25 protein-coding genes and 2 tRNA genes are annotated in these 23,217 nt (G+C 37.3%); 7 read left to right on the top strand and 20 right to left on the bottom strand.

Annotation, left to right across the window (positions count from 1 at the left end; genetic code table 11):
• Positions 1 to 123 precede the first annotated feature (123 nt).
• Genes RUH74_RS16180 through RUH74_RS16170 form a run of 3 tightly spaced genes read left to right on the top strand, consistent with a single transcriptional unit; the run spans position 124 to position 2,553 of the window.
• Positions 124 to 1,059 carry an ABC transporter ATP-binding protein gene (locus tag RUH74_RS16180; protein ID WP_313801810.1) on the top strand — a complete coding sequence of 312 codons (936 nt, stop codon included), beginning with the start codon at positions 124 to 126 and terminating at the stop codon, positions 1,057 to 1,059.
• Entirely contained in the window at positions 1,037 to 1,726 is a 690-nt protein-coding gene (locus RUH74_RS16175; protein WP_313801808.1) for an ABC transporter permease, read from the top strand. The genes RUH74_RS16180 and RUH74_RS16175 overlap by 23 nt, the downstream gene beginning before the upstream one ends.
• Positions 1,726 to 2,553: a DUF4097 family beta strand repeat-containing protein gene (locus tag RUH74_RS16170; RefSeq protein WP_313801806.1), complete on the top strand. Its 828-nt coding sequence runs from the start codon at positions 1,726 to 1,728 to the stop codon at positions 2,551 to 2,553. Before RUH74_RS16175 ends, RUH74_RS16170 begins: the two co-directional genes overlap by 1 nt.
• A gap of 193 nt (positions 2,554 to 2,746) precedes the next feature.
• On the opposite strand, the gene RUH74_RS16165 is transcribed toward RUH74_RS16170, so the two are convergent.
• From RUH74_RS16165 to RUH74_RS16125, 9 genes are all read right to left on the bottom strand, one after another.
• Complete coding sequence (locus tag RUH74_RS16165; RefSeq protein ID WP_313801804.1) at positions 2,747 to 3,532, bottom strand: HAD-IIA family hydrolase; 786 nt, start codon at positions 3,530 to 3,532, stop codon at positions 2,747 to 2,749.
• Positions 3,533 to 3,576: 44 nt separating this feature from the next.
• Entirely contained in the window at positions 3,577 to 4,347 is a 771-nt protein-coding gene (locus RUH74_RS16160) for a sugar phosphate isomerase/epimerase family protein (protein WP_313801802.1), read from the bottom strand.
• Between the two features lie 28 nt (positions 4,348 to 4,375).
• Positions 4,376 to 5,161 carry a carbohydrate ABC transporter permease gene (locus RUH74_RS16155; protein ID WP_313801800.1) on the bottom strand — a complete coding sequence of 262 codons (786 nt, stop codon included), beginning with the start codon at positions 5,159 to 5,161 and terminating at the stop codon, positions 4,376 to 4,378.
• A gap of 12 nt (positions 5,162 to 5,173) precedes the next feature.
• Positions 5,174 to 6,058, bottom strand: coding sequence for a carbohydrate ABC transporter permease (locus tag RUH74_RS16150; RefSeq protein ID WP_313801798.1), 885 nt, complete (start codon positions 6,056 to 6,058; stop codon positions 5,174 to 5,176).
• A gap of 22 nt (positions 6,059 to 6,080) precedes the next feature.
• On the bottom strand, positions 6,081 to 7,397 hold the full coding sequence (locus tag RUH74_RS16145; protein ID WP_313801796.1) for an ABC transporter substrate-binding protein: 1,317 nt from the start codon (positions 7,395 to 7,397) through the stop codon (positions 6,081 to 6,083).
• Between the two features lie 257 nt (positions 7,398 to 7,654).
• Positions 7,655 to 8,227, bottom strand: a complete 573-nt coding sequence (locus RUH74_RS16140) for a glycerol-3-phosphate responsive antiterminator (protein WP_313801794.1) — start codon at positions 8,225 to 8,227, stop codon at positions 7,655 to 7,657.
• A gap of 377 nt (positions 8,228 to 8,604) precedes the next feature.
• Positions 8,605 to 9,144 (bottom strand): DUF2812 domain-containing protein, encoded by a 540-nt coding sequence (locus RUH74_RS16135; RefSeq protein ID WP_313801792.1) that lies wholly within the window; start codon positions 9,142 to 9,144, stop codon positions 8,605 to 8,607.
• Positions 9,141 to 9,458 (bottom strand): PadR family transcriptional regulator, encoded by a 318-nt coding sequence (locus RUH74_RS16130; RefSeq protein WP_313801790.1) that lies wholly within the window; start codon positions 9,456 to 9,458, stop codon positions 9,141 to 9,143. Before RUH74_RS16130 ends, RUH74_RS16135 begins: the two co-directional genes overlap by 4 nt.
• A gap of 156 nt (positions 9,459 to 9,614) precedes the next feature.
• Entirely contained in the window at positions 9,615 to 9,767 is a 153-nt protein-coding gene (locus tag RUH74_RS16125; RefSeq protein WP_313801788.1) for a hypothetical protein, read from the bottom strand.
• 297 nt (positions 9,768 to 10,064) lie between these two features.
• On the opposite strand from RUH74_RS16125, the gene RUH74_RS16120 reads away from it, so the two are divergent.
• Positions 10,065 to 11,720 (top strand): glycosyl hydrolase family 18 protein, encoded by a 1,656-nt coding sequence (locus RUH74_RS16120; RefSeq protein WP_313801786.1) that lies wholly within the window; start codon positions 10,065 to 10,067, stop codon positions 11,718 to 11,720.
• A 290-nt stretch (positions 11,721 to 12,010) separates the two neighbouring features.
• Here RUH74_RS16120 and RUH74_RS16115 read toward each other — a convergent pair whose 3' ends face one another.
• The 3 genes from RUH74_RS16115 to groES all read right to left on the bottom strand — a co-directional run bounded on the left by RUH74_RS16115 (position 12,011) and on the right by groES (position 15,021).
• The gene (locus tag RUH74_RS16115; protein WP_313801784.1) at positions 12,011 to 12,445 is read right to left on the bottom strand and encodes an SRPBCC family protein; all 435 of its coding nucleotides are present in this window, start codon (positions 12,443 to 12,445) and stop codon (positions 12,011 to 12,013) included.
• Positions 12,446 to 13,044: 599 nt separating this feature from the next.
• Positions 13,045 to 14,673: a chaperonin GroEL gene (gene groL, locus RUH74_RS16110; RefSeq protein ID WP_313801782.1), complete on the bottom strand. Its 1,629-nt coding sequence runs from the start codon at positions 14,671 to 14,673 to the stop codon at positions 13,045 to 13,047.
• A gap of 60 nt (positions 14,674 to 14,733) precedes the next feature.
• Complete coding sequence (groES, locus tag RUH74_RS16105) at positions 14,734 to 15,021, bottom strand: co-chaperone GroES (protein WP_313801780.1); 288 nt, start codon at positions 15,019 to 15,021, stop codon at positions 14,734 to 14,736.
• Positions 15,022 to 15,319: 298 nt separating this feature from the next.
• Here groES and RUH74_RS16100 point away from each other — a divergent pair, with 298 nt between their 5' ends.
• Positions 15,320 to 16,051 carry a CPBP family intramembrane glutamic endopeptidase gene (locus tag RUH74_RS16100; protein ID WP_313801778.1) on the top strand — a complete coding sequence of 244 codons (732 nt, stop codon included), beginning with the start codon at positions 15,320 to 15,322 and terminating at the stop codon, positions 16,049 to 16,051.
• Positions 16,048 to 16,266 (top strand): YdiK family protein, encoded by a 219-nt coding sequence (locus RUH74_RS16095; protein ID WP_313801776.1) that lies wholly within the window; start codon positions 16,048 to 16,050, stop codon positions 16,264 to 16,266. The genes RUH74_RS16100 and RUH74_RS16095 overlap by 4 nt, the downstream gene beginning before the upstream one ends.
• Before the next feature lie 23 nt (positions 16,267 to 16,289).
• Here RUH74_RS16095 and RUH74_RS16090 read toward each other — a convergent pair whose 3' ends face one another.
• Together RUH74_RS16090 and moaC are read right to left on the bottom strand one after the other, a co-directional pair.
• Positions 16,290 to 16,946, bottom strand: coding sequence for a redox-sensing transcriptional repressor Rex (locus tag RUH74_RS16090; protein ID WP_313801774.1), 657 nt, complete (start codon positions 16,944 to 16,946; stop codon positions 16,290 to 16,292).
• 26 nt (positions 16,947 to 16,972) lie between these two features.
• Positions 16,973 to 17,461 (bottom strand): cyclic pyranopterin monophosphate synthase MoaC, encoded by a 489-nt coding sequence (moaC, locus tag RUH74_RS16085; RefSeq protein WP_313801773.1) that lies wholly within the window; start codon positions 17,459 to 17,461, stop codon positions 16,973 to 16,975.
• A gap of 146 nt (positions 17,462 to 17,607) precedes the next feature.
• On the opposite strand from moaC, the gene RUH74_RS16080 reads away from it, so the two are divergent.
• Complete coding sequence (locus RUH74_RS16080; protein ID WP_313801771.1) at positions 17,608 to 19,530, top strand: ABC-F family ATP-binding cassette domain-containing protein; 1,923 nt, start codon at positions 17,608 to 17,610, stop codon at positions 19,528 to 19,530.
• A 361-nt stretch (positions 19,531 to 19,891) separates the two neighbouring features.
• Here the strand turns inward: RUH74_RS16080 and tsaD are convergent, their stop codons facing one another.
• The 6 genes from tsaD to RUH74_RS16050 all read right to left on the bottom strand — a co-directional run bounded on the left by tsaD (position 19,892) and on the right by RUH74_RS16050 (position 22,990).
• On the bottom strand, positions 19,892 to 20,917 hold the full coding sequence (gene tsaD, locus RUH74_RS16075) for a tRNA (adenosine(37)-N6)-threonylcarbamoyltransferase complex transferase subunit TsaD (RefSeq protein WP_313801769.1): 1,026 nt from the start codon (positions 20,915 to 20,917) through the stop codon (positions 19,892 to 19,894).
• The gene (gene rimI, locus RUH74_RS16070; protein WP_313801767.1) at positions 20,914 to 21,363 is read right to left on the bottom strand and encodes a ribosomal protein S18-alanine N-acetyltransferase; all 450 of its coding nucleotides are present in this window, start codon (positions 21,361 to 21,363) and stop codon (positions 20,914 to 20,916) included. Before rimI ends, tsaD begins: the two co-directional genes overlap by 4 nt.
• Before the next feature lie 4 nt (positions 21,364 to 21,367).
• A complete protein-coding gene (gene tsaB / locus RUH74_RS16065) occupies positions 21,368 to 22,075 on the bottom strand; it encodes a tRNA (adenosine(37)-N6)-threonylcarbamoyltransferase complex dimerization subunit type 1 TsaB (RefSeq protein ID WP_313801765.1) in 708 nt (235 codons plus the stop codon).
• A complete protein-coding gene (tsaE, locus tag RUH74_RS16060; RefSeq protein ID WP_313801763.1) occupies positions 22,072 to 22,527 on the bottom strand; it encodes a tRNA (adenosine(37)-N6)-threonylcarbamoyltransferase complex ATPase subunit type 1 TsaE in 456 nt (151 codons plus the stop codon). Before tsaE ends, tsaB begins: the two co-directional genes overlap by 4 nt.
• 309 nt (positions 22,528 to 22,836) lie before the next feature.
• Positions 22,837 to 22,913: transfer RNA gene (locus RUH74_RS16055), tRNA-Asp, on the bottom strand.
• A 3-nt stretch (positions 22,914 to 22,916) separates the two neighbouring features.
• Positions 22,917 to 22,990 (bottom strand) — tRNA-Met (locus tag RUH74_RS16050).
• Positions 22,991 to 23,217: the final 227 nt, after the last annotated feature.

Genomic DNA, 23,217 nt, shown 5'->3' with positions numbered 1-23,217 from the left:
CATTTTTTCCCACCTCTACCCACCTTTCAAATAAAAATTACGTATATTTTCCATTCTGTTTACTTTGTTTTTACTTTCATCTTTTAAGCTGTGAATAAGCAAATAGAAACAGGAGGCTTATGTATGACCTATATTATTCAGACACACCAGTTAACAAAACGATTTACACGCGAACCTGTCATTACCAATGTAAACATGAATATAAAAGAAGGAGAAATTTATGGGTTTCTCGGACCAAATGGTGCCGGTAAAACCACGATAATGAAAATGATATTAAACTTAGTTAAACCGACCTCTGGTGAAATCATTATTCAAAACGAGCAGATCACTAAAGATTCTTATCACTATTTAAAAGACATCGGCAGTTTAATTGAATATCCAGTATTTTACGATAACCTTACCGCCTATCAAAACCTGCAATTTCATTGTGCATATATCGGATATAAAGATCATAATCACATTGTTAAGGTTTTAGAAATTGTAGGACTACGGAAGATTGAGAAGAAAAAAGTAAAGGAATTTTCACTCGGTATGCGCCAGCGCCTAGCAATTGCACGGGCAATTGTCACAAAACCAAAAATATTAATCTTGGATGAGCCAGTTAATGGGCTGGATCCAATCGGCATAAAAGAAATGCGTGAGTTATTTATCAAATTAAAAAAACAGTATGGAATGACCCTTATCATTTCCAGTCATATTGTCTCTGAAATTGAGTCCATTGCCGATACAATTGGCATATTACATCATGGTGAATTAATTGAAGAAATCACAATGACTGAGCTCCGCAAGCTGCAACAGCCAATGATTGAAATTGTAGTGAGTGACACTGATAAGGCAAAACGTTTACTAGAAGAGGCATTTGGTGCCAAGGTACAAATCTTTAACGAAAAGACGTTGCAGATTACAAAAATAAACGAAAAGACAACCTCCATGACCAAGCATTTAATTGTTCATGGGGTAGATATCGAAAAAGTGGAAATAAGGCAGCAAACATTGGAAGAATACTTTGTACGCCGAGTTAACGGAGGGATTGCAAATGCTGCAGATCATCAAGCTTGAGTGGAACAAAAATCAGATGACACGTTATTTTAAAACCTTTGTTATCTGTATTTTGAGCATTTATGGTTTTGTCACGTTAATATCACTTGACAGTGGGGAGATGGGTTCGTTCCAAGAGTATATGTCACTTATTACAATTATCTCTAATATTACATTTATTACTTTTGGCAGTGTCCTCCTATCGCGCTTAATCATTTCGGAATTTCGAACGAAAACGATGCAAGTGCTATTCACCTATCCAATCCAGCGAAAAAAATTGTTACTGGCTAAATTAATCCTTGCCTATGCCTTTACGACAGGAAGTTTATTTATGAGTATTTTGCTCATACAAATCATCGCAAATTTTATGCAGCCTTCATTAGAGCTATTTACAGGTATAATCACTTGGCAAGAAATCGTAGCCAGTTTCCCAAAAACAGTCACAAACGCATTTTCGATGGGTGCAATTGCATTAATTCCATTGTTTTTCGGCATGCGAAAAAAATCAACAGCAACAACGATCACTTCAGCTGTCATTATTGGCGTTTTAGTAAACTCAACATTTTCAGATAATGGAATGACATTTAGCCTAGCCGATGTCGTCATTATTCCACTGATTCTAGCGCTAATTGGAATCGGCATTGCTTATTTATCCTTCCGTCATATTGATAGAAAGGATGTAGCCTAATGAAACGAATAATTTTAGCCGTACTATTGTTGGGGATCATCGGTGCAAGTATTTTTCTATTTATGAAACAGCCTGTAAAAACCATACCCATTGGTGATTACGAATCAGCCGCAAATATCGATGTATCACTTGATATGTTAAATATCGATTTTACCAACTCACCTGATGATAAAATACATGTACAAATAAAAGGACAGAAAGTAAATAATGATATGGTAAACATCCGCGAAGAAAAAAATAGGTTCGTGATAGAAGAGAAACAACAAAAGAAAAAATGGACAAATTATATTCACATTCGTCAGGCACCTACTATTCTCCTACAAATGCCCAAGCGTCAACTTAAAACACTCACACTTCATACGGTTGATGGTAACTTAAATAGTAATGATTTAGTGCTGGATTCTGTAGATGTAAAGACTTCTGCTGGTGATGCCATTTTAGAAGGGATGTCCGTCTCAAATGCAGATATCCAATCAAAAGATGGCAGTGTATCCATCGCGAAAAGTTCCATTGAAAACTTTTCGATTACAACAAATGCTGGTGATGTATCCATAAAAGACAGCACAGGCATCAACCATATGATACAAACATTTGATGGACAAATTAATATTTCAGAGGCAATAGAACAGCCAAAAGTCCAAGCAAAAAGTACATCAGGTGATATTCAAATTCACTATAAACAAACACCCAATTCCCTTCTGTTAACAACGGATGGTGAAGATATTAAAATACTGTTGCCCCATTACAATAAGAGCACACATATGATTGGTGAAGGTGTAAACATCCTTACAGCTGAAACGGAAGATGGTGCAGTTTTGATAAAGTAGCCCACCATCTTTTGAATTTCACAAATTGATAATCGAACGGAATACAGCTTATAAAAAGAACCCCCCCTCTTTCATTAGGAGGGGGTAAAATACTTAGTATGTAGTTAATATTCTTGAAATACAATGAATTGGTTCGTATGACATCATGCACCCGTGATCTAATTCATTTGTTTTATCCTCAATAATTTTTACATTAAGCAAACAGGAGCTCTGAAAGGTTTTCAACAACATAATCTGGATAAATTCTCGTGTCTTCAATATCTGCTCTCTTCGTGACTCCTGTTAATACTAAGCATGTTTTCATTCCACTATTTAACCCAAGCATAATATCTGTTTCCAACCGATCACCGACAATTAAGCATTTCTCATATGGAACTCTTAACAAATCTATAATAGCACGACTATAATAAGCGGAAGGCTTCCCAATTATCATATCAATTTTCTTCTCTGATGCCGTTTCAATTGCCTGTGCTAAAACGAAAGTATCTGCAATATAACCATCCATTACAGGACAAACAACATCCGGATTTGTGACGATAATTTTTGCACCATTTCGAACAGCTTGCATAGCATGACCTAATTTATTGTACGTAAAATCACGGTCTAGCCCAACAAGAACATGTGTTGCTTCAAGGGGATTAGTAGTTAATTTAATGGAAACATTCATTAATTGTTCTATTAAGCTATGTTCACCTACAATATACACTTTAGCATTCGGAATGTTTTGTTTAAAAAGACGTGCAGCCAAATAATTCGTTGTAATGATCTCATCTACGCTTGTCTCTATCCCCATCTTCCCTAAACGCTCTTTACATGCTTCTCTAGTGTGAATAGAAGTATTTGAGATAAATAAGACTTTTTTATTATGGTTTCTTAAACTGCTTATAAGATCCTTTACCCCTAGTAATAATGTATCTTCCACATAAATCGTTCCATCTAAATCAAAACAAAAAGCATCATAGTCATTAACATGAACCATAGGATTCTCCTTCCTCTCTGTTGCACTTCTATTCTGTAAAGGGACTATCTTAAAAATTGCGCTATTTCACGTCTTGATCTCTCTGCCCTTTCTACAGAATTTGTTTCTAATACATATACATAGTCCTTTTCTTTACATTCTTGAAGCAATTGTTTAAAAGGGATATCCCCTTCTCCAATTGCAAGATGTTCATCACTGATTCCATGATTATCATTGATATGTATGCCGAAAAGATGGTTATGCGCTTTCCTGCATTCCTGAAGAATTGCATCTTGACTATTCATATAGCAATGACCTGTATCTAACATGATGGACACTCGGCTATCATTTACTTTTTGAATGATTGTATTTAGCTGATCAATCGATGAGCCAATTACATTTTCAGCAAGAGGGACATTTTCAATGGCAAGCTTTGTCTGTTTAGGTAAGTTTTTAAGCATTTCTGTTATATATCGAGAAGTTGAATCGATCCCATCTTCTACTGAAGGATTTAAACCAGGATGAAGTAATACATAATTCATTTCAAGGATACGGACAATTCGCAAACAGTTATTCCATAGCTCTTCAGTTGTTCTATCTACTAATGCTGGATTAAAATGTTTAATTGGTAAATGAAAACCAAAAGATACCTCATTCTCTTTAGCAAATTGTGCAATACTCATAAGTTTTGAATCATCCATTTCTAGTAACCGTTCTCCATGGTGTTCTCCCTCACCCATAAGTTCAATCGACTTCCATCCACCTTTCACCAACTGTGTGATTGCTTTATCTATTGGTTGGGAAAATAAAGTATATGTTGAGATAGAAAATTTCACTATACTTCCTCCAATATAAAAATTAGTTTTACTTGATGCCTGATTGCATAAAACTTGAAACGAATTGCTTTTGAAAGAGTAAGAAGGCCAACAATAAAGGAAAGATAATGAATAATGTACCAGCACATACAATCCCCCACTGAGCTCCTGAATCACTAGCTTTTGCAAACATGGATAGTCCGACTGTTAACGGACGATTCTCATCTGAATCTGTTATAATCAGTGGCCATAAGAAATTACTCCACTGCGTACTAACTGAAATTAACCCAAATGCAAGGTATGTCGGTTTTGCTAATGGGATATATACGTTCCGAATAATTTGCAGACGATTACACCCTTCCATCTTTGCTGCTTCCTCAAGTTCATAAGGAATTCCTTTAAACGTTTGTCTTAATAAAAAAATACCAAATGCAGAAATGAAGTAGGGGATCGTAATTGCTAATTTAGTATCGTATATTCCTAGTTGTGCGATTGTATTGGAGTTTGGAAATATTAAAACATCACTTGGGATCATAATTTGAATTAGAATTAGCATAAAAGTAAAACCTTTGGCAACGAAATTCATTCTGGCAAAAGCATACGCAGCTAATGTAATTGTTATAAGCTGTACACACAAAATGGCTATTACAATAATTATTGTGTTCAAATAATATTGACCAAAAGGTGCCGCATTCCAAGCATCAATAAAGTTTCTAAAAGTAAGAGAATATCCCTGTTCACTTGCGTCTTTAAAGGCCATATAAACAATACCTAAAAATGGGAGTGCCCATAAAAGTGCTAATATATATGTAGAAATTGATATGAGCCGATTCAATGAACTCCCACCTTAACTATAATGAATTTTTTTATCTGTAGTGAAAAATTGAATAGCTGCAATACTAACCATGATCATTAATACAATCACAGTTACTGTCGCTGCCCTTCCATAATCCATAAAACGGAATGTATTTTCATAGATGTAATAAAGCAGCAGGTTACTTGCATTATTTGGACCACCTTGTGTCATAACTACTAGCTGATCCACTGTTTTAAATGCATTCGTTGTCGCTATAATGGTTGAAAATAAAGTCGTTGGCATTAATAAAGGAAAGATCACACTGCGGAATTGTCTCCATTTTGAAGCACCATCCATACGTGCAGCTTCAATTAAATCTTTTGGAATGTTTTGCAAAGCGGCTAAATAAAAAATCATAAAGAAGCCTGCTTCCTTCCAAATAACCATCATAATAATTGACAAAAGCGCTGTATCTGAATTACCTAATAAGTTTAATTCTTCAAATCCAATAAGCTTCAAAATCGAATTAATCATCCCATAATCTGGTGTGTAGAAGAACAACCAAATAAAAGATACTGCAACCATTGGAATAACAACTGGATAAAAGAAAAACACTCTAGACAATGCTTTTCCAACAAAAGTCCGATTTACTAATATTGCTAGTAATAAGCCTAAACATACACTTGTCGGAACAGTACCAATAGTGAACCAAACGTTATTGATAAACGCCTTCCGAAATACCTCATCTTTCATCATGATTGTATAATTATCGAACCCTATAAATATTGGTTCTATCGTCGATAAATCCGATTTATAAAAACTTGAAATGAATGTACTCAAAATCGGATATAAAGTAAACATGACAAGAAAAATGAGGGATGGAAGGAGGAAAACCCAAGCAGTCAAATTTTCTTTGACAATATTACTTCTCCTCAAATCCTTCACCTCACGACATCGTTTATTGATATGCTTTTAAAGTTGCTTCCGCCTCCGCTTGAGCCTTGTCTAATGTTTCATTCACATCAGCACCATTAATGGCTGCCTGTAAGGCATCATGAATAATTTTTTGAATTTTACCTTGCTCATAGACCGAAATTTCTTTATTTGCAAATTCGATCTGCTCCATGGCAACTTTAGCTTGTGGAAATGCCCCTACGTATTCCTTTAATGCTTCTGTTTCATAGCTTGATTGGCGAGTAGCAATATATCCGGTATTCATACTCCATTCAGCTGCACGCGTTGGTTCAGTTATCCATTTTATAAATTCAAAAGCTGCTTGTTGTCTTTCTTCAGATGTATCCTTAAATATATAGAAGTTACCGCCTCCAGTTGGAGTAGCCACACGCTTATTTCCAGGTAAAAATGCTACACCAAAGTCAAAGTTCGCATTATTTTTTACATTTGTTAAGTTACCTGTAGTTGACAGCATCATTGCCGTCTTCCCTTCAATAAAGTCGGTTGGTACAGTAGACCAATCCAGTACCCCCTCTGGCATAATTTTATGTTTATTATTTAAATCAACCCAATACTGAAGAGCTTCCTTTGCTTCATCTGTATTTAAATACACTTCTTTTCCATCATCACTCATCATATTACTCTCACTATTTTGTAAATATAGTGCTTGGTAAATCCAGTAACCACTAACAGTAGCCGGTAATTCAATCCCCCACTGACCTTTTTTGGTCAGTTTTTTCCCATATTCAATTACTTCTTCCCAAGTTGTAGGTGGTGCTTCTGGATCCAATCCGGCTTCTTTAAACATGTCTTTGTTATAGTATAAAATGACCGTACTTCTTTGGAATGGAATGGACCACGTCTTTCCATCCGTCTGTGCATTTTTCATAAAGCCGGGAAAAAAGTCATCTACCATTTCTTGGGCTTCAGAATCATTCTTAATAAAGTCATCTAAAGGAATGATAGAATTTTTTATTTGGAATAGATCAACAGATAATTGAACAGATAAGTCTGGAGATTTTCCATTTTTAATAGCTGTTTGAACTTTCGTCATCGTTTCATCATAGTTGCCGCTATATACTGGTGTAACTGATACTTTTTTTCCATTTACTTTAATTCCTGCATGATTAAAGTCTTTAGCATATTGATCAATAACCTCTGTTATCGCTCCGCCTACATTGACTGGATAATACCAAGTTAAATCGATTGTCTCGCTGTTTGAATCTGCATCACCCGACCTTTCAGATGCACTGCTGCTGCATCCTGCTAGAATACCAAACATTAAAACGATGACACTTAATAAAATGGAAATACGTTTCATAAATATTTCTCCTTTCTAATGTGAAAGACTTTGGTATATTCATTAGTAGATCTAATTTCGTATTTCCGGATAACTCGCACTTAGTTAAAACTATTACTCAATAAAATGTTTAGTACCTCCTTTCCCTGTAGACAAAAAAGGGAGACAATAGCAAACACATTTACTCCCTTTATTTGACAAAAATTCTCATGCCAAATACACTAACAAATGGGGAACAAATGGGTTTTCTATGGTCTCCACCCAAGTCCTTATAAAATTTATATGCTTTTAATAACCGCCTTCGGTGTTTCACTCCAAAGCAGCTGATTACTTAAGGAAACAGCCTCAGCTCCAGCATTAAACGCCTGCAGCATCGCCTCTTTTGTTGATATTAAACCCGCTAAAATAATTGGAATATCAAGCTCTTGCTTTAAAGTCTTAACAATGGAAGGAGCAATCCCTGGCATTACCTCAATGGCATCCGGTCGATTATCTTTAATATTTTGAATGGCTGTCTTCAGTGAATTAGAATCTATTAAAAAAATACGCTGGATGGTAAGTAAGCCTTCCTTTTTTGCTGCTTCTATTACATTCCCTTTTGTCGTAACAATCCCAGTTGGTTGTAACACATGTTTAAGAAAAGTAATTCCATCTTTATCATTCTTCAGCCCTTTTAAAAGATCAATATGTATGAATAATGGCTTTTGGACTTTTGGCAAATGCATTAATTCAGATAGTTTAGCATTCATTAAAATAATAGCTGAACAAAGTGATTTCTCTGCTATTTCTATATCTTTTAATTGTGACGCTGCTATAATCCGGTTAACTGAGAAAATCGATTCGATTGTCATTCAAACGCCCCTTTGTATAAACCATCTATCACTTAGAATAGAGAAAAATTGTTAAGATCATATAAGCTAATAATAAATTTATTGTAAATTTTATAGTGAATGTTGCATCAAGATATAATTCAAATTCAGTATAAAGAAGATTTGGCATTTCTTCATACCTCGAATCTGGCTGAATCTTGTGTATCACTCAGGCAACTCACGGACAGGCTTGGTCATGCCGATGATCAGATTACGAAAAATAGTACTCCAACGTGTCCAAAAAAAAATAAAAAAGGACTTTTCAAAAGTTCACTGAACTCATGAGAAGCCTCCGTTAATTTAGCTCAATATGCAATTTTCCACTAATTTTAAATGGATTCGAGAATGATTTCTTACAGTTACTCAAAGAACTGCTGGTCTTTCTCTAACGACCTTTTGCACTTTATTATTTTTAAAATTGGGAATGCGATTAGTGTTGCTGCAGCGATATTAAAAACCCCGGCGCTTTGATTAACGAATTCGAGACTTGTTTTATCCCCAAAAATACTTATGTTTGCAATCCCCATCCAAGCATTAATGAAAAAGAGTAAAGCAAAAATATTTAACATGCGTTTATAATAGGAGATTTTTGACTTTGTATCGGTGTATATCTCAAATGGCCCATCAGCAGCTGCCTTTTTCATGTATACCCAGCTACCCATTTCATTAATAATTGAAATCCCGCTATCCTTCAAAAATTCAAAGTAATCCTTTTTGTCAGCCGAAGACATCCCACTAATAAATTCGTTGCGGTAAATAAATTCCCCTGGTTCTCCCTTTGTAAATGAAAAGCGTGCGAAAGAATATTTCTCTAAATGCCAGCCTTGCGCGCCCATTTCATTAACCCATTTTTCTTCTTTTTCAAAATCCACAAAAAAGCGATACAATACTTTCCTCATGATAAGTCCTCTCCCTTCGCAATCATCAACCCATTGTTATACAGCTCAGAAAGTCTTTTGACTTCATATTTAACTACCCTTTTACCAGTATCTGTAATCATGTATTCTTTTTTTCGCCCGTCCTCATCCAGTGGAACAATCCATTTTTTATTAACTAATGTTTTAATCGCTCCATAAATGGTTCCCGCTCCAAGCACAACACGGCCATTACTCAGCTCAGAAACAAACTGCATAATTCCATACCCATGCCTAGGTTCATACAGAGATAAAAGAATATAATATACCCCTTCTGTTAATGGAGCTTTTTCCTCCATCTTTACACCACCTATCGTAAACCGTTATATCGGATGTTGATATACAAATTATATCAGCAGTCGATATAACGGTCAAGAAATTTTTGGCACACATTCTAAAACACAGAGCACCTCTTGCCAAAACTCGTGCATCGCTCGAATAAATCATGAATCCTCTTAGTCATACTTACGCTTGAGATAGACAATCGTAAGCGACACTTCAAACTGTAAAATATTATTTGAGAGCAAAAACATTAACTTTCCCATGATCATTCCACTTGCTAATCCAATTACAAGACTGAAGACAGTGACAAAAGTAAAACCGATCATACATATAGTCCTAATTACCTAAATTTTCATAATATTTAAAATTATAGTTGAAATTCCAATCAATCTCTCTTATTGTTTATACAATGTAGTTTACGTGAAACGGAGTTTCATATTTTCTACAAAATGATTTTAGGAGGTATGTGGTAGATGAAATAAGGATTTTTTAGTCTTTAGAATGTCCGTTTCCATCCTAGAGTAGGTTTATCGCCTTTAGGTCGAACTCTGTTATGTCTAATCGTTCTTTTTTAAGAACAAAAAATGGCAATCTATTTACTTTTACCTAAGGAGGTATATTTAATGACAATAGCTTTCGTAAATCGTAAAAAAGCATCACTTATCGCTTTATGCATGCTCTTAATCTTGTCTTTAATGCCGGTTTTCTCACCGGCAAATGCTAAGGCAGCCACTAAAGATGACTATAAGGTTGTTGGGTACTTTATCTCATGGGGTTCCTACGGGAGAGATTTCCAAGTTGAAGATTTAGACCCAACAAAATTGACACATATAAACTATGCTTTCGCTGATATTTGTTTTGATGGCATTCATGGCAATCCAGCAAAAGAGGTTTGTGATAAAGGTGATGGGACTGCTCCAAAAGATATTCCTAATGGCTCTATTGTGCTTGGTGACCCATGGATTGATGCACAGAGCGACTGGGAAGGAAGCTTTAATGGCGGGGTTAACAAGATTTACGGCAACCTTGGTAAACTTGCACAATTGAAAGTAGAAAATCCACACCTCAAAACATTGATTTCGGTAGGTGGCTGGTCATGGTCTAATCGCTTCTCTGATGTTGCTGCAGATCCGCAATTGAGAAAAAACTTTGCTAATTCGGCAGTTGATTTCGTTCGTCAATTTAAAATGGATGGTGTAGATATTGACTGGGAATACCCGGTATCTGGCGGAATGGAGGGCAATAGTCAACGCCCTGAAGATAAGCAAAATCATACATTACTTTTACAAGATATTAGAAAAGCATTGGATAAAGCCGGGAAAGAAGACGGCAAGAAATATCTATTAACCATTGCTTCAAGTGCGGGTCTGTCCTATCCTAAGAACAATGAATTGGATAAAATCGCCGAGACAGTTGACTTCATTAACATTATGACCTACGATTTCAGTGGTACTTGGCAGTCTACTAGCGGACATAACGCACCATTATTCGGTGATTATCAGGCAGCAAACGCAGGTGTTGATAACGTCGGGGCAGATGTAGCAACGGCTATCAAAGGCCATTTAGAAAATGGTGTACCAGCTAAAAAACTAGTCATGGGCCTCCCTTTCTACGGGAAGTCTTGGGCGAACTGTAATGGTGATGCAAACAATGGCGGGTATTTAGCATGTGAAGGAGCCGGTACGGGCACATGGGAAGCAGGCGCATTAGAATTTGATGATTTAGTAGCAAATTACGTCAATAAGAATGGCTATCAACGGTATTGGAACGATGCTGCACAGGTCCCTTACCTCTACAATGCAGCAAATAAACAATTCGTCACATACGATGATGCAGAGTCCATTGCAGCGAAAGTAGCCTATATTGAAAACCTTGGTCTTGGCGGCGCAATGATTTGGGAATTATCATCAGACCGTCAATTCACGTTACTTTCAGCAATTAGTAAGGAATTTAAAAATGGGACTACACCAGATTCTCCAATCTTTCACTTTGTAACTGATTGGGATAAGAACAAAGTATATATCGCCGGACAACGGGTCCTTTATAACGGATATGTCTATACTGCGAAATGGTGGACACTTGGTGAAAAACCTAGCTCCAGTGATGCATGGAAAAAAGGCGAAGCCGCTGGTAATCCCGCTCCAGTTGAAGCATGGAGCAGCACTGCCGCCTATACAGCCGGAGATCTCGTCACATACGACGGCAAAACATATAAAGCCAAATGGTGGACACTTGGTGAAACACCCGGCAAAAGTGATGTGTGGGAACTGGTAGACTAGACATGAGGATAGCGAAAGTGCCTTAACAGATATCCAGGAAATAAAGGATCAGTTCCCCACTGATTTAACTCAGCGGGGGACTGACCCTTTTGCTATACTTTTAAAATTCTCTGCTCTTTTATCTTGTTTTCGGCAATTAAAAAATGCTGTTCATGGCAGTATATTTTTTGAATATAAAATTTGGCATATTTATTATTTGTGATATTGAAGAAAAGCACTCGAGTGTTACATAATCATTAAACAGAGGCTGTATATTCGTTCTTTCCGAAAATTCCAGGAACGCTTCTTCCCTAAAAAGTTCTTTCTTGGTAAGGTGTGCCTTTCCCAAGCTCACAGTACTGCTTCAAGCTCAGCAAAAACATCGCCCAGTTGTAATTGCAAAACTTGTAACATGACGTAATTTCCTTCCACTGGGCATGGCTAAAATCAACCTTTGTGGTGCCGTTAGATTCAGTTAATTCAAATGTGATTGTAGTCCCGATCCATTCCGGTTCGGTATCAGCGTCCACGCATTCCCAGCTGACCCGCTTGTCTGGAATAAGCTCAATGACTTTCAGTTTGGCTGTATCATTAGGACCAAAGCGAAACTCATTCACCTTTCCTACGACCGCTTCCACTTTCAGATCCTTTGTCCATACTTCAGACAAACCTTCCTTCGTTGTTAATGCAAAGTATACCTGATGGGCTGGTGTGTTTATTTTTTGCAATTGTTCAATACTTGCCATGCGATTCAACTCCTCTGCAACTTTTCTTTTTGATATTGCAACGCCAAATCCTGACCCATTATTGCCTATTTTTGTTTATTTCCCATATTAAATCGCTCAAATAACTTATTGATCCCATGACCCGGAGGTTTTTTCCTTGATTTATTATTTAAAAAATATTTAATAGCATTATTTATTTATAAAGTTATTAATTTCACGAACCAAACAATTTCCATCCATTAATACTGCGAATGATCGGTTAATCCTTCAATCGCATCTATTACTTTTACCGGCGACAGCTTCTGTTGTAAAGAATGAAAAACTAGCTCTGTGTTTAAAATCATGTATTACTTATATTCAATTAGCTCTAACCACTTCTTTAGAAAAAACTTCAATTTGAATTATAAAGAAGTGGTAAAAATATGAAAAGTAGTCAAGACAGTAGTCTTTAATTTCCTTACATACACCTTGCTTAATATGCAAATTTTAAAAACCAAAAAACCACTCCCTAATGTTAATAGGAAGTGGTTTTTGCAATTGCTATAAATTTATTTACATGACTAGTTCACAAAATGGTTGAAAAATAGCAGAACTATTTCTCAGATGTTTGGCTTAAAACCTTACATCATTCCACCCATTCCGCCCATTCCACCCATGTCAGGCATTGCAGGTGCAGCTGGTTCTGGCTTGTCAGCAACAACTGCTTCAGTTGTTAAGAACATAGCCGCAACAGATGCTGCGTTTTGAAGAGCTGAACGAGTAACCTTAGTTGGGTCAACGATACCAGCTTCAACCATGTTTACCCACTCGTTTGTAGCAGCGTTGAAGCCTGTGCCGATTTCTTCGCGCTTTAAGCGGTCAACAACAACAGATCCTTCTAGGCCTGCATTGTGAGCGATTGTGCGTACTGGCTCTTCCATTGCACGTAAGACAATGTTGATACCTGTAGCAACGTCACCTTCAGCTTCAAGAGCAGCTACTTTATTGTATACGTTTAGAAGGGCAACTCCACCACCAGAAACGATACCTTCTTCTACAGCAGCGCGTGTAGAGTTTAGAGCGTCTTCGATGCGAAGCTTGCGTTCTTTTAGTTCCGTTTCAGTAGCAGCACCAACTTTAACGACTGCCACACCGCCAGCTAATTTAGCTAAGCGTTCTTGTAATTTTTCACGGTCAAATTCAGAAGTTGTTTCTTCCATTTGAACACGGATTTGGTTTACACGACCAGCGATTTGTGCACTGTCTCCAGCACCTTCAACAATTGTTGTATTTTCTTTTGTAACGACAACTTTAGAAGCGCGTCCAAGAGAATCGATTGTAGCAGATTTAAGATCACGGCCTAATTCTTCTGTGATTACTTCTCCGCCAGTTAAGATAGCGATGTCTTCAAGCATAGCTTTACGACGGTCACCGAAGCCTGGAGCTTTAACAGCAACAGCATTGAATGTTCCGCGAAGTTTGTTTACTACTAATGTAGAAAGAGCTTCCCCTTCAACATCCTCAGCAACTAATAATAGTGGCTTGCCTTGTTGAACAACTTGCTCAAGAACAGGCAATACTTCTTGAATACTTGAAATTTTCTTATCAGTAATTAAAATGTAAGGATTCTCTAGAACCGCTTCCATTTTTTCTGTATCTGTTACCATATATGCAGAAGCATATCCACGGTCGAATTGCATACCTTCTACTACATCTAGTTCAGTAGTGAAGCCTTTGGATTCTTCAATGGTAATAACGCCGTCGTTGCCAACGCGTTCCATTGCTTCAGCAATTAATTGTCCTACCTCTTCATCAGCAGCAGAAATTGCAGCAACCTGTGCAATTGATTCTTTGTTTTCAATTGGTTTAGAAATTGCTTGTAATTCTTTAACTGCAGTGGCAACTGCTTTTTCAATTCCTTTGCGAATGCCCATTGGGTTTGCACCAGCAGTTACGTTTTTAAGTCCTTCACGAATCATCGCTTGAGCAAGTACAGTTGCAGTTGTTGTACCATCACCAGCAACATCGTTAGTCTTGCTTGCTACTTCAGCAACAAGCTTTGCTCCCATATTTTCAAAAGCATCTTCTAATTCGATTTCTTTCGCAATTGTTACTCCGTCATTTGTGATTAATGGAGAACCGAATTTTTTCTCAAGAACCACGTTGCGTCCTTTTGGTCCAAGAGTTACTTTTACTGCATCTGCAAGTGTATCAACACCGCGAAGCATAGCGCGGCGAGCATCTTCACTAAATTTGATCTCTTTTGCCATTTGTAAAAACCTCCTCTAAAATTATGAAAAATTATCTTTTAGAATCTATTTGCGTTTTGTTTATTTACCAATAATAGCAAGAATATCATTTTCGCGTAAAATCAAGTATTCTTTGCCTTCGTATTTCACTTCTGTTCCAGCATATTTTGAGAAGATGATACGGTCGCCGTCTGCAACTTCAAGGGCTACACGCTCACCATTTTCAAGAACGCGGCCAGTACCTACAGCTACAACTTTACCTTCTTGAGGCTTTTCTTTAGCAGTGTCCGGCAAAACGATGCCGCTTGCAGTTTTTTCTTCAGTTTCAACAAGCTCGATAATAATTCGATCACCTAGTGGCTTTAACAAGTGAAACAACCTCCTCAATTTATATGTAATATTTTTTATTAGCACTCTATCCATCTGAGTGCTAACACAATTATTATATTAAAGAAAACGGACTCTATTTGCAAGGGCGAAAGCTCAATTTTTTACAAAAAATATTTGCAGCAGAAATTTGCACCCGTCATCGTATTATTTTGCAATAGTTATGACTATCGAACTGTTCCATTTGAAACTAGGACCTAATTATGAGTAAAATGAAAGATGGTATAGAATCGAGTGAGTATCATCTCGGCCAACCAACCTAATAGAAGGAGACAATACATTGAAAAAAGAATACTGGATCATTCTTATTGCATATATAATCATGCAATTTTCAAGCATACTAGGTGTACCACTTCTCATGTTTGCTGGTGGTTTTTTTGGCAAGAGCCCTGAAGACATGCAAATGCTTTCCGTTCCCTATTGGATTGTCATTAGCTTTTCAATTACCTTAATTATTACTCTTGTGCTATTAAGGAAAGAAATGAAATCAGTCCGGGAATTACAGGATTCTGCTTCTGTCCCAACATCTATCGCATGGGCCTTTGGCGGAATCTTCCTAGCCTATTTTGCCCAAATAATGGCTGCAAGTATCGAAAGCATGATCGGCATTGAAATGGGGTCCGAAAATACACAAGACATCCTAATGCTTATTCAAACCTTTCCAGCCGTAATCATTGTCAGTTCCATTATTGGCCCAATATTGGAAGAAGTCGTTTTTCGAAAAATTATTTTCGGATCACTGCATAAGCGATTGAATTTCTTTTTATCAGCACTAATCAGTTCTGTCATCTTTTCCCTTGCACATGCAGAGATTGAGCATACACTTTTATATTCCGCTATGGGATTTACGTTTGCTTTTCTGTATGTAAAAACAAAGCGGATTATCGTACCGATTTTCGCACATGTAACAATGAATACACTCGTTGTCATTCTCCAGCTCAATAAGGAGCCTATAGAAAACTGGCTAGAAAAAATGGAAAAAATACAATCTTTTATTGGAGGATTTATATGAGAAGGTCACCTTTATTTTCGGGCATTATCTATATTATTCTCGGTCTCCTCTTTACATACATTGCTATTCAAAATATACAAAGAGAACAAGGCTGGGGAATTTTCACTGTATTTCTGATTATCATTGCAACCTTTGACTTAGGTGGCGGTCTGCGAATGGTCGCCTTTCATTTTAAAATAAAGAAAAGTCTAAAAAATAATGAGCCTCCAAAGTGAGAGGCTCATTTATTATTATCGATTTATTCTTCTTTTTCATTCTCTGTTGGGTAATGCTTTAAGAAATAGATAAGGGACTGAAGCTCTACAGCCAAATCAATATGATGAATTCTTATTGTCGATGGGACAGATAGCCTTGCTGGGGTAAAGTTCAAGATTCCATTAACACTTCCCTGTACAATCCGGTCAGCGATCGACTGAGCAACAGGGGCAGGAACGGTTAATATCGCCACTTGAATATTATGCTCTTCAATCACTTTTTCTAAATCATCCATATGGAAAACAGGCACTTCCCCAATTTTTGTACCAACTTTATTTTCATCTACATCAAAAGCTACTTCAATTTTTGTATTATTATTTTTTAAAAAGTTATAATTCAAAAATGCGGTACCTAAATTCCCTACTCCAATTAACGCTACCTTTGTCAGTTCATCCTGGTCTAATGTCTTTCGAAAAAAGGTAAGCAAATAATTGACATTATATCCATACCCCTTTTTCCCTAGTGCTCCAAAGTAGGAAAAATCCCTGCGGATGGTTGCAGAGTCAACCTTTACAGCCTCACTTAACTCAGCAGATGATACCCTTTGCTTACCAGAGGAATGTAAATTTTTCAGAAATCGATAGTACAAAGGGAGCCTTTTTGCAGTTGCTTGCGGAATTTTCACTGATTCATTCGCCATTATTCATCCACTCTCCCAAAGCTACATTATTTAGTGTCTCTTTTAAAATCTCCATTTTTACCGCCTGTTTTTTCAACTAAATACGTCCTGCCAATGATCATTCCCTTATCCACCGCTTTGCACATATCATAAACGGTCAAAGCACAAACAGACGCCGCTGTGAGCGCTTCCATCTCTACGCCAGTATTACCTTTCGTTTTTGCAGATGCGGTAATTAATAGTATATATTCCTCATGTTCAATTTTCCATGAGAAAGAAATATCTACACCCGTTAACGGAATCGGATGACACATTGGAATGATTTCCCAGGTTTTCTTGCACGCCATTACTCCTGCTACTTGAGCAACTGCAAGAACGTCCCCTTTTTTCATTTTATTCGAAGTTATTTTTTCATATATTTCTTTATTTACTATAATACTTGAGTGAGCAATCGCTGTTCGGACAGTTTCAGGCTTATCACTTACATCGACCATTTTTGCTCGGCCCTCTTGATTAAAATGAGTAAAATCTGTCATGTACATACACCTCTCTACAAAATGATACACTATTTTTATCCATTTGTATGCAATTTGTACAATCATTCACTTTCGCAATAAGCTTCGGTTATTGCCCAACATATATGAATGAGTTACACTAACTCTAGAATATAGAGGTGAAAAAAATGATTTTGTTACAAGTAAATCAATTAATGAAAAATTTTGGTGCTGATCCTATTTTATCGAATATAAAGCTAGAAGTACAAACAAGGGATCGAATTGCCCTTGTAGGCCGTAATGGAGCCGGGAAATCTACTCTTTTAAAAATTATTGCAGGACAAATGTCTTACGATTCTGGAGAAATTATTAAACCTAAGGAAGTAAAAATTGGCTATTTAGCTCAAAATACTGGCCTAGAATCCAATAAATCCATTTGGGATGAAATGTTAACAGTGTTTGCGCATTTTCAAACCCAAGAAAGAGAATTGCGAAGACTTGAAGAACGTATGTCTGATCCCAAAGCAATGGGAAATCAGCAGGAATATGAGCGGATATTGTCAGAATACGATAAACTCCAGGTTCAATTCAAAGAGGAAGGCGGCTATCAATACGAATCTGATATCCGCTCAGTCCTCCACGGATTAAACTTTCATTCATTTAGCTACGATACAAAAATCTCAACACTAAGCGGAGGGCAAAAGACAAGACTTGCTCTTGGGAAGCTATTATTAACAAAACCTGACATTTTAATCCTCGATGAGCCTACTAACCATTTAGATATAGATACGTTAACCTGGTTAGAGCAATATTTACAGGGATATGACGGGGCTATATTAATTGTCTCGCATGACCGCTATTTTTTAGATAAAGTAGTTTCCCAAGTTTACGAAATTTCTAGACTTCAAATTCGCAAATATACAGGGAATTACAGTGCCTATCTTGACCAGAAGGCTGCTAACTTTGAACGGGAAATGAAAGAATATGAAAAACAGCAGGAAGAAGTAGCGAAGCTTCAGGATTTCATCCAACGAAATCTTGCACGTGCATCTACCACGAAAAGAGCTCAGAGCCGCAGAAAACAGCTTGAAAAAATGGAAGTAATGGACAGGCCATTAGGGGATGAAAAATCCGCCTCTTTTGGCTTCCAAATTGATCGACAATCGGGAAATGAAGTATTGAAGGCAGATTCAATTGCTATTGGTTATCATGGGGAAGAAATTTCAAAAGGGATTTCCTTCCGCATTACAAGAGGTGAAAGCATTGCCCTTGTTGGCCCAAATGGGGTTGGAAAATCAACTCTATTAAAAACGATCATTGATAAATTGTCTCCGATTGCAGGTCATTTTCAGCATGGTTCAAATGTTTTCATTGGATACTATGATCAAGAACAGGCTGAACTATCATCAAATAAGCGAGTTTTAAATGAACTATGGGATGAATATCCATTAAAGCCTGAAAAGGATATTCGAACCGTGTTAGGAAATTTCCTCTTTTCCGGTGATGATGTATTAAAAAATGTATCGACCTTAAGTGGAGGAGAAAAGGCTCGGTTAGCACTAGCTAAGTTAATGATGCAAAGGGCAAACTTTTTAATCCTAGACGAGCCTACTAACCATCTTGACTTAGATAGTAAAGAAATATTAGAAAATGCACTGATTGATTATCCAGGAACGATTCTTTTCGTCTCTCATGACCGCTATTTTATTAACCGAATTACAACAAAAGTGATTGAGCTTAGCAAGGATGGCACAACCGAGTACCTCGGTGATTATGATTATTATATTGAAAAGAAACAAGAGCAAGAAGAGCTAAAGGCATTGGATTCCATTCAAAAGAATTCTACAGCCCCTCAGCCCAATCAGGAAAAAAACAGCTATCAGCGGGATAAGGAAGCAAAGAAAATTGAAAGGCAGCGCCAAAGAAGATTAGAAGAAGTAGAAAAGCAAATCGGAGAATTAGAAGGTTTAATATCTGAATATGAGCAGCAATTATGTGAACCTGAAGTATATCAAGATCATGAAAAAGTGCTGGAGATTACTAATAAAAACAATGAGGCTAAGGGAAAATTAGACGAATTAGTCGAAGAATGGACCGAACTAGCAGATTAAGAAAAGAGAAAGCGCCTTGGCCATCGCCGTACAAACGCAGAAAGCCGTGACTGAGATAAAGGAGACACAATGAACGATAGTGAATGGATGTCGACTTATCGCAGGGAGGGGACCTGAAGTTTGATAGGCGATAGGCGCTCATAAGAAAAAGGAACTGGGGATATATACATCCTTCGTTCCTTTTTTATCCACAAAAGTATTCACATCTTATAGACTGAAATAAAAGACTTCCACAGACTTTTCCACATTATCCACAAGAAACAAGCTTCTTATCCACATTATCTACAAAAATTATCTGATTTTTCTATTTATCCACAAGAAAGTCCTCATTTTTCAATGAGGACTTTTTCCTACCTGTTCCTTAATTGTGGATAGTAATATCGAGACCGGGATTTGCATTCAAAGCCATGGTTGATTGTACCCCCTTTTCAAATAAAATACTTCCTGCTGCAGCAATCATGGCCGCATTGTCTGTACATAGGGATAATGGCGGGATAACGAGCTTACATTCAGGAAACTTAATAAACTCTTCCTGTAAAGCCGTACGCAGCCCCTTGTTTGCCGCTACACCGCCAGCTAATAGTACCTGTTTCACCTGATACTCTTTTGCAGCCTTACTTGTTTTTGTCACAAGTACATCGATTACACTTTGTTGAAAGCTTGCTGCCAAATCCTCAGGCTTAATCTTGTCGCCTCTTTGTTCTGCGTTGTGGACTGTGTTGATAACTGCTGACTTTAATCCACTGAAGCTAAAATCAAAAGAGCCTTCTTCCAGCCATGCACGAGGCAATGAAATAGAAGGTTTACCTTCTTGTGCTAACCTGTCAATATGAGGGCCGCCTGGATAGGGAAGATTTAATGTTCTTGCTACTTTATCATAGGCTTCTCCCGCAGCATCATCCCTTGTTTCACCAATAACTTCAAAATGACCGTGCTCCTTCATATATACAAGTTCGGTATGTCCCCCCGAAACAACAAGTGAGAGCAAAGGAAATGTCATTTCCGTTACAAGTCGATTTGCATATATATGTCCAGCTATATGATGAACGCCTACTAATGGAATCCCATGAGCAAAAGCAACCGCCTTTGCTGCATTTACCCCCACTAATAATGCTCCAACTAAACCAGGTCCTTCTGTTACAGCAATGGCACTTAAATCTTCATAACGGATCTTTGCTTGATTTAACGCTTCTTCTAATACAATTGTAATTTGCTCTACATGGTGACGTGAAGCAATCTCTGGGACAACTCCGCCAAAACGTTTATGGCTTTCAATTTGTGATGCCACTACATTTGCAGCAATTTCTCTTCCATTCTTAATAATTGCAACTGCTGTTTCATCACAGCTAGTTTCAATTCCCATAATAAACTGATCTTTATTTGTCATAAATTCACCCACATTACTAAAGCATCCTCTTGATTATCCGAATAGTAATTCTTTCTAATTCCGCCATCTTGAAATCCAAGCTTTCGATAAAGGGATTGGGCAATATAGTTGGATACACGCACCTCAAGCGACATCGTCCTCGCCCCTTTTTCCGATGCAATCTCCATCACTTGCCTCATTAAAGCCTCACCTAGCTTTCTACCACGATACGCAGGCAAAATGGCAACATTCGTAATTTGTGCTTCATCAAAGACAATCCATACACCACAATAGCCAATGACTTTTCCCTCTTCTTCTAAGCCGATATACAAGGCATATTGATTGTTCGTTAACTCATTTTGAAATGCCTCCCTGCTCCATGGAAGGGTAAAAGATTCATGCTCAATTTTTAGAATGTCATCTACATCATTTATATCCATCAATCGAAAGGTTAAAGACTTATTCATACTGCTACTTCCTTATCTTCTCTTTATTCGCTTTAATCCAATTAGCTTCCGCTTCTGCTAGACGAATATAATTAGGGACAAAAGAGTGAATATCCTCTGCTTCCTTATTCCTGCCCAATAATGCGAGCTCAGCTGGCCGTGGATTATGCTCCGTTATTTCAGCGAAAACAGCTTGTGCACCGATTATTTCTTCAAATGTTTCTTGATGAAGCGGCAAATCATTCCCAAGCAAAAGGACCTTTTCACTTCTTTCTTTCAATTCAGCAGCCCAGTCCTTAGATAGCACTAACTGATCTTTACTCTTTGTGATTATTTCTCCCTTATCATATTGATAGAGACCTGTATAAATTTGATTTCTGCGTGCATCAAAAATTGGGGATATTACACCATTGAAATACCGGCCGGCAGATGCTGCTAATACTTCTAAGCTTGAAACGCCTGTCAAAGGAATATTCAATGTCCATGCTAATGTCTTTGCAATAGTCACACCAATTCGAACTCCGGTATACGAGCCAGGACCTTTCGCGACAACAATCTTTGATAGATCACTTGGCTTTATATCACAGTCTTTCATCAATGCTTCAATTGCAGGCATTACGCGTACAGAATGATTCTTCTTTATATTTGTTATATATTCACCTATCACTTGGTTTCCATCTAATAAAGCCACTCCTAATGCATAATTAGACGTATCGATTGAAAGCAACTTCATATAAAAAACTCCTTACATAATTCCTCATATCTTTCTCCTTTAGGGGTTACGACAATTTTCCTTGCCCCATCTTCTCCTAAAAACAAAGATATCATTAATAATTCTTGTGGAAGCTGTTCTTCTATTAAATGTGCCCATTCAACAACAGTAATACCATTTCCTTCAAAGTATTCATCAAATCCTAAATCTTCAAATGAATCCTCTACTCGATACACATCCATATGATAAAGAGGCATTCTTCCTTGATACTCTTTAATAATTGTAAAGGTAGGGCTATTTACGTTTCTTTTAATATCTAAACCAAGAGCCAGTCCCTTTGTAAACGTCGTTTTTCCTGCACCAAGATCACCCTCTAATGCAATCACATCACCTGGCTTTAAAAATTCTGCAAGACGTTTAGAAAAATTCATTGTTTCTTCGGGCTGGCTCGAAATAAACTCAAATTGCGTCATATTAACTACTCACCTTTTTTCATTTGGCTGTTATACTTGGCTGTTGATTATCGCTGCAATCAACAAGGATAATAATCGACATTTAGATTTACCACAGTCTTCTATTAAAATTGTTTTCAAAAGAAAAAACGATTTTTAGTTTGAAAACTAATTCTTCTTATTCTGACAAAAAAACCTTAGGATGGTTCCTAAGGAATATCTATTATATGTATAGTCTACATGATTTTTTGTTACTGAGCAAAAAAGCGTTAATAAAAATGGACAAAAAAAAAGACGAAACATTGTTTCGCACTTACACTTTGTGTATAATGGCGGTCCGGACGGGACTCGAACCCGCGACCTCCTGCGTGACAGGCAGGCATTCTAACCAACTGAACTACCGGACCAAATTGCGGGGACAGGATTTGAACCTGCGACCTTCGGGTTATGAGCCCGACGAGCTACCGAACTGCTCCACCCCGCGATAATAGTATTTATGAAGATTGATCATGCTAATAGCTTGCGGTTGTATAACCGCCCCAATTTCAGAGAGATTATTAAGTAGCAGCTCAATCGGTGCGCTGAAGATTACTCCTCGATGCTTATTCGATCGTGCTCCACCCCGCGATAATAATATTATAAATGTTTTCTAAAACAGCCTAGCGACGTCCTACTCTCACAAGGGGACAGCCCCTAACTACCATCGGCGCT

It is taken from the genome of Cytobacillus sp. (genome assembly GCF_032154635.1).
GTDB lineage: Bacteria > Bacillota > Bacilli > Bacillales > Cytobacillaceae > Cytobacillus.
Note: the sequence above shows the minus strand (reverse complement) of the source record. Positions and strands in the feature narration are given on the sequence as shown.